Raw genomic sequence first — 11,150 nt, 5'->3', positions numbered from 1 at the left:
TCAAGCCTCTGCCTTTAGGCAGGGGTTATTGACGATCACGTTCGGGGCGTTTCGTTTTGCGAGATTGCGTTGGCAGGCTATTTGGCAGTAACCGTGCAGCATTCCTTGTCGCTGGTTGGAGCTTCTGCCTTGGCCGAGGCAACTTCCTTCGGAGAGGCCGGCATGTCCTTCACGCGGATTGAGGCGGTGACCTCGGGCTTCGGCTGGAAAGCCGATTTGGAAGCAGTCGGAGTTGCTGTGGCGGGGGCAGCCGTTGAGGCAGGAGACTTTGGAGTGATCGGCTCAACCTTCTCGATCACCTTATGGACCAGTCGATCTTGCAGGATCTTCCGTCCCGGATGCTCAACCTTGGGAGCAGGGGACTTCGGAGCCTTCTTGGCTGCAGGCGCGGCGGTCTTGACAGGCTTCTTCCTGGCATAGATGCTCCGGTCCACCTTTTTCAGCGCATAGACGCTTCGATCCTTGCTGTCGCGAGTTGCCTGAGCCTTCTTCTTGGCCACTTCGGCCTCCGCTTTTGCCTTACGTTCGGCTTCAAGCAGACGTTCGTTTTCCAGTTCGGTGAGGCGCTTGACTTCAAGAGCCGCCGCATCAGCTTCATAGTGTTCGTTCCAGAGCACGTGGGCGGCCATGTTCTTGCGAACGGCAGCACCGCCTCGGCTTTCGCCGTAGAACTCTACTGAGGCATCACGGTTATGAACGCGGTCGAGCGTCCTTTCATGTTCAATGATGACGGGATCGGATTGGATGACGACGGGCGGATTGGAACAGCCAGCCAGTGTGAGGCCGACGCAAGCAAGAGCGGCGGCGCTAAGAGGTTTGAGCATGATGGTGAATCCTTTTGCAAAATGGATTCGTTGACTCTACGGCGGAGCTCTGTTTGGGATGTCGCGGGCGAAAGCGAAAAATGCTTTCTGTTCTGCCAGAACAAAGAAAAGCCGCCTTTCCGAAGAAAAGCGGCCAAAGGTTTTCCAGTCTACTCGTGTGTTACTTTCGATTGGCGAAAACCACTGCTCCCGCAAGTGTCAGGACAGCACTCAACTCAATCGAAAAATCAACCGAGAGGTTGATTTCGATCTCGCCCATGAGGCATAATTGTCCCAACACAATGAGGAAGCAGGCAAGCGATGGTGTAAAGCGTTTCATCGCAAGTCTCCTCTGTCGTGCAACGGCCCCAACTACCACATCGGGGCCGTTTTTCGTTTCTGAACCCCGCATGGCCGGAGATGGCTGCAGGGGCTTGGGCCTTCCGACGAAGCGACCCAACAGAGATCGGAGCGAATTGTACTGGAGGCAGAAAGGGAATGCCGTCATCTGGGGCGTAGCATCACCTCTCCAATCGCCGAAGCGACCAAGGATGGAAAGAGCGGCAGAGGACGCCCCAAACGGGACGCCCTCCTCAAGCTGTTTACACGACATTAGTCGCGTCGGACTAGCCGAGCAGCTTGAGCGCCGCGGAAACAAGTAGCGAGATTACGACCGAAGCAATCGAGAGCCGAAACCGCAAATTCAGTTCGAGTCCCTCGCGCCCGGCTTTCGCCTGTGCTACTATTTCTGCGGAGTTTGGCGAGTCTTGTTGAACGTTCATCGCCATGCCTCCTTGAAAGAGCAAAAAAGCCCTTACCGTTGGCGCGGTTTGGGCTTTTTGCATATTGACGGAGGCAACATGCACATCCGCCATGGCGACTTTCGCCGCCAATTCTTTCCGACCCAATCCGACGCTCCGTGGAGGCAGGCGAGCCGTCGACCCGACGCTCCCCGCGAAATGAATTCTACAGGACGGCTGGCGAGAGCGAATGGCTTCTATGATAAGGAGGGCGAAGAAGAGGAGGCTGAACGCGGGCGGATGTTCAGTATTCGGAACGAAAAGAGCGGCAGAGGACGCCTCAAACGGGACGTCCTCCTCAAGCTGTTTACACGACGTTAATCGCGTCGGACTAACCGAGCAGCTTGAGTGCCGCGGAAACAAGTAGCGAGATTACGACCGAAGCAATCGAGAGCCGAAACCGCAAATTCAGTTCGAGTCCCTCGCGCCCGGCTTTCGCCTGTGCTACTATTTCTGCGGAGTTTGGCGAATCTTTTTGCTGCGACATCGCCTTACCTCTCCGTAAAAGCAATAAAGCCCTTACCGTTGGCGCGGTTTGGGCTTTTTGCATATTGACGGAGGCAACATGCACATCCGCCATGGCGACTTTCGCCGCCAATTCTTTCCGACCCAATCCGACGCTCCGTGGAGGCAGGCGAGCTTTGTCTGCTCACCCCGCAGAACAAATTCTAGCGGAGCCGACCAGTCGGCGTATGTTTCAGAACCCAACTCGAACGGCCAAGGAGAACTCTTCTTGGCCACTTTTTTTTTCGAGAATCCGCCCAAAATGCACGCCAAGTGGGAAAAGCTGCTTTCTAGCGTGCCACTTGTCAACTTCGTTGACCGTAAAGTCGCGATAACTTCACTGAATTATCCGATTTGCCATGCAACGTTCTGATGCGCTTAACGAGTGGATTGCTAAACATTCAACAAGCGAAGGCTTGATTGAGGATTTGCCAAACCTTTCGCCTTCTCTCAAGAAGGAGTTGTTGCGCGAAGCCTTGGAGCTGAACATTGACATCCGCCAAAACTATGAGAATCGCGATGGTTCAGTCAAGGCCATTCGTGACCAGATAGCCTTGGTAGCGTATTGCAAAACGAAGGAGGTGTTCGGAAATGTCAGTTTGGACATTCCACTGTTGAACTCCACCAATACGCTGTCCTTCAATATCTTGGACAACTCAAGTCTTTTTGGCGTTTTCATCCCGAATATCCAAGAACGACGTTATTTCCGTAATGAGGTTCTTGCTTGCCGCAAGAATGTTGCCATTGAATACACAGGCCAAGCCTTGTATCAGTTCGATTGGGACGTCTTTCATATGCTCATCACCTTGGCGCAGGGTGACTTCAGCAAGGCTCATACCACGACTCCAAGCGAAATCCTGCATCGTTTAGGTTTAACGGCGGGAGGCGAAAATTATGTACGCCTTGAGCAAACGATGATTCGCCTTTACGAGACGGGGTTGTACATTCATCGTTTAGACGCTGATGGTCAGGATGTTGTGGTGGTGGGGCGTAAGATGGCGGCACTCTCTCCGTCACAAAGAAATTACAAGACGATGCGTCTGATCCAAAATTATTCGTGGTTCCGTGGCTTAGAAATCAGCTTTGAGTTGGATCCCCAGATTCGCTCCCTCGTCGGCCACAACGAATACGGACTGATTGACTGGGAGAGTCGGAAGAAATTACAAAAAAACGATTTGGCCAAAAAGCTACAGGCTCTGTTTTCTGGCCACGAAAACATGCAAAATCACTCGTTGGCCAAGTTAAAGGAGTGGAGCGGTCTGAGCTCTGAGTGGAAAGAATTTTCTAGGCAGCTCAAAAAGGCACTGAATGAACTCATCCGATATGACATCATTCACTCATACTGGCTTTATAAACCATCGCGTGGTGAAATCGAGAAACGCTATCTTCGGATTTGGAGGAAAAGGCCGCCAAGTGGACGAGAACCGATACCGAAAGAAAAAGGTGATTATTTTACGAAAGACATCATCATGGCCAAAAAACGTGGCGGCAAGCCTCAGTAATTTAGACGTGTGATGAGCCTCAGGGGTGCTGGATCGAACATTGAATCCTGCGCCCCTTTTTGTTGCATCCTGAGCACGACAGCTTCGTAGTTCCAACCACTTTTCTCGGTAGTGGTTCGTAGTTCCAACCACTTATCTCGGTGGGGGTTCGTAGGTCCAACCACTTATCTTCGTAGTTTCAATCACTTATCTCGTTGTGGATAACTGCGGAGAGACTACTGCCGCAGGGAATGAGAGGCGGTCTTCTTGCGCTCTATAACCATTATTTATAACCATTATTCATAACCATCTATAAACACTAAGGTTTCTATAACTTCGCACGCATGCGCATGTGCGCGCGCGAGAGAGCGCCGCGTGGAATGTCGGAGAGTTTCGCATGCCCCTAGCTTGGAGACGCTGCTCGGAACGGGCGGTGACTAATCGAACATTTTGCTCGAAAGGCATGACGGCTCTGGTGGGATTGCCTCGTTCGAAGGAAATGACGGTCTCACTGTTTGCCGGGTGACTTCTAATTCGAACTTGGAACCGATTGGAAAGATAGAAAAGTGGCCAAGGGAAGCAGGGAAGGCTTTCGCTCGAAAGCCGGCCACTTGTTGTCATAAGGGGAACTGCGAGAGCAAGGCACTGACCAGTCACACATTTTGCTCGTTCCAAAACGAGAACTTGCACCGTCATCTTTACTGACTGTGGTGTCTAATCGTACATTTTTCTCGCCTTTGGCAATGAAATTCATCACTGTGACAGGGGAAATTTGGACTATAGATTCCTTGGTGAGGCTGTTGAAATGAAGGGGCAAGTAAGACTGCTGCGGTTGCGACCACAGACAGCGGCGTAGAAAACTCTAGAGGCCATTCGGGAGAAGAAATGCTCGCTCAATCGTTGGATATGGCCTGAGAGGTCGATAGAACGCTTACACGCGCATTTGCGATGGGGTTTGATGGGTGCCTTGCAGGTCGTTCTAGAAAGGCGCTATGCGCGAATGAGCGCGTTTTGGTGACTGCTCCCCGTCCGATTTGCCAACAAATCGGGCGAGGCTTCCTGCTTCTTCAACACAGCCCGGACGATCGTTCGGGTCTTACATGTCTCCACAGGCTTCGGCTCCTGATCGAAGGCGAGATGAGTTTGAGGAGGGAACTTGGATGAAGGGTGAGCAGGCAGTGGTTGCCAACCTCTCGTGGTGTCTAATCGTTCATTTATCTCGGTGAGCAATCGTACATTTTGCTCAACGTGGTGCTTGTAGATTCGGCTGAAAAGCAAAACCTGCTTTTCAGCGTGCCAACATCGAATGAGATCTCGGGCAGGATGAGCAGATTAACTTCCCGAGGCTTTAGTGTGAACGTCGATCAAACCATCAACGCGGTCTACAACGTTGTCATCTCGCCGGTGACGCTATCGTGTTGGCTTTATCGCCATCTTCCGTTCAAGAAAAAGAAGACGGTCGAGATCCTTGACGATGCGTGTCCGAAGTTCAGCGAAATTCCGACCGAGGCAGAGACGGACAAGATCGACGCAGCGTGGCCGCCCGCGCCGCATCCGGTGGAGGCGTTGTCGGTTCACGATCTGTTTCGTGCCAATGGCAAGCTCATCCGGGACCTCTGCTACGCCACGACGCTTTCCGAAGAGGAATCCGAGAAGTTCCTTCTGCCGGTCATCACGAATCTCGCACGCATCGTGCACCTGACGCCGGCTTCCGAGTATGACCATCACCAAGGTTACGGCGGCTTGTTCACGCACAGCCTCGAAGTGGCCTACTACGCGGCCAACGATGCGAAGACGACGATCTTCGACCGTTCCGCCTCGCCCAAGGAGCTTCACCAGAACAAGCGACGCTGGATCCTGACGGCGGTGCTGACTGCGCTCACGCACGACATCGGGAAAGCCTTTACCGACATGGACATCACGGCCCCGAATGGACAGCACTGGGTGCAGGATGAGCCGATTGTCGACTGGCTTCGCAAGAACGGGATCAAGAGCTACTACATCAGTTTCCGACCGGGAAGAGAGCACAACGCCCACAAGTCCGCCTCGTTGGCCAACAGCGGGATGTTGATTCCGAAGGAGACGTTCACGTTCCTCGGCCTGACCGGGTATGGGGAACAGATGCTCAAGGAGTTCCGAAACGCGCTGCTCGAAGGGAAGGAGGGCGGTCTGATCGGAAAGATCCTCGACAACGCCGACGGTCTGAGCCGCCGTGTGGACCAATTGCGTCAGCGCAAAATCCGACCGGAATTCAAGAACGTTGCGCACCCTCAGGGCGATCAGTTGCTCAAGGCCATTCGCGTACTGATCCAGCATGCCTTTTGGACCACGAACCGAGATCGCGACAGCCGCGTCTTCAACACCAAGCAGGGCTGCTACATCGTCTGGTCGGAGGATGTGGTGGCTCAGGCGCGTGCTCAAGCCTTGGACATGGGGTTTGAGAGCTTGCCTTCGGACATGCTTAGGCTTGCGACCGTTCTGGTCGATGCTGGTGCAGCCATCCGCAACTCCGACGAGGTTTCCAACACCCATAACGTCTTCTGGCGCGTGACGCCGATAGTGTTGGGCAACATGCAGGTCGACTGCATCCGTCTGGCGGATCCGCAGCTCATTTTCGATGCGACGCCGCCTGCGGCCATTGAGGCGATTGTCGAGGGCTTGGCCGTCGACGACGTGACGAAGAAGGCTTGGATCGACCGCTGGAAGTTTCTGCCCGTGCAGCGCATTTCCCGCGAGGAGGAAGAGGCGACGGGGTACACCGAGGATTACGTCAATGCGCTTGCGCTTGAGGCTGAAGAGCACCTTCGTGAACGCGAGGAGATCGACGAGTCGATTCGACGCGAGGTCTGGGGCGACATGTTCGAGGGCGACCGACGTTATGAAGATGCGGTGGTGAGCGGCGAGGGCGATGACGTTGCGGGCTCCGGCACTCAATCCGCCGCTGACGAAGCAGGCGGCACGGATTCCGATCCCTCTTCCTCTCCCGTTTCTGAGTCGGAAGCTCAAAACGTGAATGAGAATGACGGCAGCGACGGCTTTGCCGGTGTGCTCCCTGGCGGGATGCGGGGACGCGGCAGCCACAGGGGACAGGCGAGTCAGAAGAACCTGAAGGACCAGAAGGTCCAGAGTGATCAGAGCGCCAGCAGCGGTTCGCTGGCGGGCCGCGTGCTGAATGGCCTGAGTTCCGTTTCGGAAGCAAGAGGGGGCGCAGATGGCGTTGATGCCGGCGCAGACGTTGCCACTGGTTCCGTTGCCGCTGCATCGACAGAAACGGTCAATTCCGTTTCGGATGCTGACGTTGCGAACAACGTGCTTCCGGAGAGCAAAACGGGCCGGCATGCAGCCGAGACCGGGTCAACGGCACTGGAAGGAGCTGGCGGGGCCGGCCTTCCTTACCGCGAAAGCCATCCAGGTGAAAGCGCAACATCCGATGCCGAAGTTGTTCGACCGATCCGAGAGGACGGACGGGGAGCACCGGACAGGCATGAACGAATGTCGGCTCAGAAAACGACCGTGAGCTTCGATGAGTCCGGGTTCGACATGGGCGCTCTGTTGGGCGGCTCCACGGCATCTTCCGCGAAGGACATTGAGGCTGTGCATCAACACATCGCAGGAGACCGAGGCGTTCCAGAAACGACAGGGGCTAAATCCATTTCAAACGCCAAGGCTGGTCCAGACGTTGGATCCATGGCCATCAACGCCAGCAACGGGAGCGATGACGTTAACAGCACGACCGTTTCGCGGTCGGAAGTTCGCATTGGGAACAAAGCCCCCAGCAGCGCTGCCGGCATTGACGTCATTGATGCGTCGTACGGAGCTCAGACCGATCCCCATGACTCCGCCGAGGAATCCGATGCGGAAGATGCTCATGCCGCACAACAGGTACCCGGATCCCTGGAAGGGCCTGAAGCGTCCCTCGAACCCGGTAACGTGTACGCAGACGTGAACGACTGCATCGAGTACGAAGACATGGCGATTGACGATGAGGATGCTGCGAGGATGAGCGGCGGGACCGCAGGTGGCGCATCTTCTTCCTACGGCCTGAACGAGGACGACGAGGAGGCTTATCTCTATGGAGACGTGGAAGTCGAAGATGCCGACATGGAGATCGAGGCGGAGACTTTTCCAGGGGATGCTGGAGAGGACGTGGTTGCTGAGGCTGTCGTAGCTTCCGATGACAAGGTTCAGCCATCGGACGACAACCCAGCCTATCAGACGGTGTACTTCAACGAGCCGCTCGATGACAACGGAAAGCCTCTGCTGCGCAACAGGAGACAAGCGATGAACGAAGAGGACGGATCCTCTTCCTCTGGCCACTTGAAAACGACGCAGGACGGCGTTCAGAACACATCCCGGGAAGGATTGCCGGCAACGGGCCGGGGCAAGCCTGTATCGAAGAAGGAGCCTGCTCCTGCGCGTTCCGGCGGGCGATCCGATGTGGATCAAGCGTACGCCCTTGCGGAAGACATGGTGGAAAGCATGCAGAGCCAGATGGAGCGCGGCATCGGCATCTGGTTGTCCGACGGTGTGACGACGGATTCGCTGACGGGTTTCTGGCGCACGTCCTCATCGAGCTTCGCAGCGGCCATTGTCGAGAGCGGCGTTGACGAGGACTTGGTGGAGATGGTGATCGACAAGAAGATCTCTGGCAACGTTCGCCCGCGCATCGAGTGGGACCGCAAGGCGGGCAACGTTCTGCTTGTGCTATGAGTCTAAGTGGACAGGGAAAGAGGAAATTGAGCGATGAGCTTGAACTATGATCCGACCGCCTACGAAACCTGGCGGCAAAACTATGAGATGCGGGAAGCGCTTGCGTGGTTCGGCGGGTGCATCTGGTACTTCATGTGGGGAAACTTCATGGGGGCGAACGGGGCTACGCTCGGGTTCGTGCTCTGTTGCGCGGTCATGGCCATCATGAGTTTTCGACCCGCCGTGCGGCGCTACCACATGACGCTTCGGCTTGCCGGAACGCCTTTGCCCTACATCGACTTTGAAGAGCTCAAGCGCATTCTCAACGATCCGACGCACAAGGGCGACATGTGGCTGGGACGCGGGTTCCCGTGGGGACAGACGCAGGCGCAGCGCGTGAACGATCTTCTGAAGCGCGATTGGCACAAGACGTACCGTGAAGCCTTGGGCGGGCTCTATCTCATCCGTTTCATCCGCAAGCACTTCTGGCTTTGCCTCTTCAGGCCCTTCAAGGCCCGGCACACCTATCTCGAAATCCAAAAGCGGATATCAGATGCACAGGGCCAGACTTGGATTCACGGCGTGGGCGACAAGGAGGAGGACGTCTTTCAGCCAGTTTCCCACTCGGAAGGCCACACGCTCATCATCGGGACGACGGGCTCGGGCAAGACCCGTTGCTTTGACCTCTTGATTTCTCAAGCGATTTTGCGCGGCGAGACGGTGTTCATCATTGATCCGAAGGGGGACCGTGATCTGCGCGACAAGGCCAAGCGAGCCTGCGAGATGCTGGGGCGAGGCGACAAGTTTCTGTCGTTCCACCCGGCTCACCCGAAGGAATCCATCCGCATCAATTTGTTGGCCAACTGGACGAGACCTTCGGAAATCGCCGACCGCATCGCATCCCTTATCCCGTCCGCATCGGAGTCGGATCCGTTCAAGAACTTCGCCTTCGGTGCACTGAACGCCATCTGCAACGGTCTCTGCAACGTCTACCGAAATCCCACGCTGAAGAATCTGAAGCACTACCTTGCCGGGACCGGGTCCGGAGCCGTGTCCGGCCTCGTCGTCGATGCGCTCAACTCGTATCTTCGGCGTACGAAGCCGGAGAAGGTGCAGGAGCTTGAAACCTTCATCGCCACGCAGAAAAAGCATGACTCGGAGAGTCTGGCGCTGGCGCTGGTCGAGTATTACCAAGTGCACGGGCCTCACGATCCCGACATTGACGACTTGGTCTCGATGTTCACGCACAACAAGGAGCACTTCGGGAAAATGATCACGTCGCTTCTGCCGATTCTCTCCATGCTCACCTCGGGCGTGTTGGGCGACATGCTTTCGCCTCCGGAATCCATTGAGGAAAAGCAGAAGAACACGTGGCGCGATACGAATGACCTGATCGCCTGGAACCATGTCGTCTACGTCGGTCTCGATTCTTTGTCAGACCCCATGGTGGGCTCTGCCATCGGAGCGCTCTTTCTCTCGGACCTTGCCTGCGTGGCCGGTGCGCGATACAACTTCGAAGGGCTGGAACCTGAAGTGGAAACAGCGTCCAAGGCGGAAAAGAACCTCATGGGCAAGATGCCGCTGGTCGGCAAGTTCTTCCAAAAGCATGAGAAGACGGGTCCCAGAACCGTCAACATCTTCGTTGACGAAGCGGCGGAAGTGGTCAATGCGCCCTTCCTGCAAATTCTCAACAAGGGCCGTGGCGCACATCTGAAGCTCTTCGTGGCCACTCAGACGCTATCCGACTTTGTATCCCGCATGGGCTCAAAGGACAGGGCCTATCAGCTCCTTGGTAACTTGAATAACCGCATCTGTTTGCGCTGCATCGACACGGAAACGCAGAACTTCGTGGCGGATTCGCTTCCGAAGACGAAGGTGATGTCTATCCAACGCACGCAGGGGCTTTCGACAACCGTGCACGAGCCCGTGCCTCGCGGCGGCAGCCTCGGCGAACGCATGGCCGAAGAGGAAGTGCCGCTGTTCCTGCCTCAGCTCCTCGGGATGCTCCCCAACCTTGAATTCATCGCATCACTCTCGGGCGGCCATATCTACAAGGGCCGCTATCCTCTGATCCTGAAGGATAAGAGCGAATACAAGGCATGAGCTTCTCGCTCGCGAGCCGGCGGGTATGACCGAACTTCTCGACTTCTACATCGAACGCATCGAGCGTGAGGTCGCAGTCGAAGCACATCGGGAGGAGGCGAAATCTCGCGGCTTTTGGGAAAGGCTCACGTTGTTCGGGAGGGTTCGGTAGAACCTGACCTGCGGGGAGCGTCGGGTCGACGGCTCGCCTGCCTCCATGGAGCATCGGATGGGGTTCGTACAGAATTGGCGGCATCCTGTCGTCCGGCAGAGAACTCAAAGCCACCAAAAGTAAAGCGCCCGGAGGTTCGTGTCCCTGGGCGCTTTGGAGGTTAGCGAAGATGTACGAGATCTTTCGCCATGCCTACATCTTAGCACAAAGGAAATTGCGCATCGCATTCCGCCTGCGCATTTCGAAGTGGTTCGACCTGTCGTTCCGCAGAGAGGGGTTAGGAGTGTGCGCCTAGGGCGTACGCTAAGAGAGCAAAAAACACCATTCCCACGCGGTAGAACACACGGTTCCGGAAGGTATTTTTCCACCTCTTTAGCCACAAAAAGCTAATCGACAAATACCGCTGTTGTACAGTATTTTTCGACCTCTAATTTAGACTTTCTCCATCAGATAGTTTATAATTTTGCCATATCTTAGTTTAGAAAAAAGCCAAGTGATAATTTGGTATTTCTCCATCTTAAACTTTAGAGTTTCTCCATGGCAGGCTCTCCTAGTATCATCCCGCGTTGGGCAATGCACGAACTTGTGACTGCTCCCCGTCCGATTTGAAAACAAATCG

General features: G+C 55.4%; 7 protein-coding genes. 3 read left to right on the top strand and 4 right to left on the bottom strand.

Annotated elements, in window-relative coordinates; translation table 11 throughout:
- Window positions 1-77: 77 nt before the first annotated feature.
- The 4 genes from HMPREF3036_RS07475 to HMPREF3036_RS07460 form a co-directional block, all read right to left on the bottom strand.
- Window positions 78-824: a hypothetical protein gene (locus tag HMPREF3036_RS07475; protein ID WP_062333145.1), complete on the bottom strand. Its 747-nt coding sequence runs from the start codon at window positions 822-824 to the stop codon at window positions 78-80.
- A gap of 160 nt (window positions 825-984) precedes the next feature.
- Complete coding sequence (locus HMPREF3036_RS11900) at window positions 985-1,143, bottom strand: hypothetical protein (RefSeq protein ID WP_156469775.1); 159 nt, start codon at window positions 1,141-1,143, stop codon at window positions 985-987.
- A 286-nt stretch (window positions 1,144-1,429) separates the two neighbouring features.
- Entirely contained in the window at window positions 1,430-1,711 is a 282-nt protein-coding gene (locus HMPREF3036_RS07470) for a hypothetical protein (protein WP_156469774.1), read from the bottom strand.
- Between the two features lie 223 nt (window positions 1,712-1,934).
- The gene (locus HMPREF3036_RS07460; RefSeq protein WP_062333136.1) at window positions 1,935-2,216 is read right to left on the bottom strand and encodes a hypothetical protein; all 282 of its coding nucleotides are present in this window, start codon (window positions 2,214-2,216) and stop codon (window positions 1,935-1,937) included.
- A 250-nt stretch (window positions 2,217-2,466) separates the two neighbouring features.
- Between HMPREF3036_RS07460 and HMPREF3036_RS07455 the strand changes: the two genes are divergently transcribed.
- From HMPREF3036_RS07455 to traD, 3 genes are all read left to right on the top strand, one after another.
- A complete protein-coding gene (locus HMPREF3036_RS07455; protein WP_156469773.1) occupies window positions 2,467-3,609 on the top strand; it encodes a replication initiation protein in 1,143 nt (380 codons plus the stop codon).
- A 1,227-nt stretch (window positions 3,610-4,836) separates the two neighbouring features.
- Window positions 4,837-8,298, top strand: coding sequence for a MobH family relaxase (mobH, locus tag HMPREF3036_RS07450; RefSeq protein ID WP_231853602.1), 3,462 nt, complete (start codon window positions 4,837-4,839; stop codon window positions 8,296-8,298).
- A gap of 33 nt (window positions 8,299-8,331) precedes the next feature.
- A complete protein-coding gene (gene traD, locus HMPREF3036_RS07445; protein WP_062333127.1) occupies window positions 8,332-10,380 on the top strand; it encodes a conjugative transfer system coupling protein TraD in 2,049 nt (682 codons plus the stop codon).
- The last annotated feature ends 770 nt before the right edge of the window (window positions 10,381-11,150 follow it).

Origin of the sequence: Sutterella sp. KLE1602 (assembly GCF_001578585.1) — a bacterium.
Taxonomy (GTDB): Bacteria; Pseudomonadota; Gammaproteobacteria; order Burkholderiales; family Burkholderiaceae_F; genus Sutterella; species Sutterella wadsworthensis_A.
This window is presented reverse-complemented; position numbering and strand designations above follow the sequence as displayed.